The sequence below is a fragment of the Mycobacterium asiaticum genome (assembly GCF_001673635.1).
Classification (GTDB): domain Bacteria; phylum Actinomycetota; class Actinomycetes; order Mycobacteriales; family Mycobacteriaceae; genus Mycobacterium; species Mycobacterium asiaticum_C.
Genome location: NZ_LZMH01000047.1, coordinates 1 through 750, shown reverse-complemented (window position 1 = coordinate 750; position 750 = coordinate 1). Strand labels below are relative to the sequence as shown.

Annotated in this window: 1 protein-coding gene; it reads right to left on the bottom strand. The window is 60.0% G+C overall.

Going from position 1 to position 750, the window contains the following annotated elements; all coding sequences use genetic code 11:
- Window positions 1-650, bottom strand: a 650-nt coding sequence (locus tag A5645_RS14190) for a PPE family protein (protein WP_253867003.1), incomplete at its 3' end; no start/stop codon positions are given.
- Window positions 651-750: the final 100 nt, after the last annotated feature.

The window sequence follows — 750 nt, the reverse complement described above, 5'->3', positions numbered from 1 at the left end:
TTGCCGGAGTTGAAAAAGCCGCGGTTACCGTGACCGGAGTTGAACAACCCGACGTTATCGGTGCCCGCGTTCAACCCGCCGAAGCCCACGTTGCCGCTACCGAGCAACCCGATACCGGAATTGTTGTCACCCCAGTTGGCCAACCCGACGTTGCCGTCACCCCAGTTCCCGAAACCGATGTTGCCGTTACCGGTGTTACCGAACCCGATGTTGCCGCTACCGGAGTTACCGAACCCGATATTGCCATCACCGAGGTTGCCGAACCCGAAGTTGTTGCTACCCAGATCACCGAACCCGAAATTGAAATCACCCAGGTTGCCGCCACCGAAGTTACGCCCACCCACATTGCCCAACCCGAAGTTCAGATCGCCGATATTGCCGCCACCGACGTTGAGCCCGCCCTGGTTGCCGATGCCGATACTCAAGCTGGTGAAATCGCTCACCGCGTCGTGGAAGAACCCCGACACCTGACTGCCGACATTGCCGAACCCCGAGATGACCGCCGCCTGCGCCGCGTCCAACGAACTGGCATTCAACGCACCCGAAATGCTGTTGCCCAGATTGCGCATCCCCGAGGCCAGATCACCCACATTGCCCACACCCGAAGCACCCAACCCCAGGTTCTGCCACCCCGAACTACCAGCACCCACGTTGAAGAAACCCGACGAACTGCCCGAACCACTATTGAAGAACCCCGACGACGGAGCACCCGACGAATTACCAATACCCGGACCCGCCGGGATCGAGAAC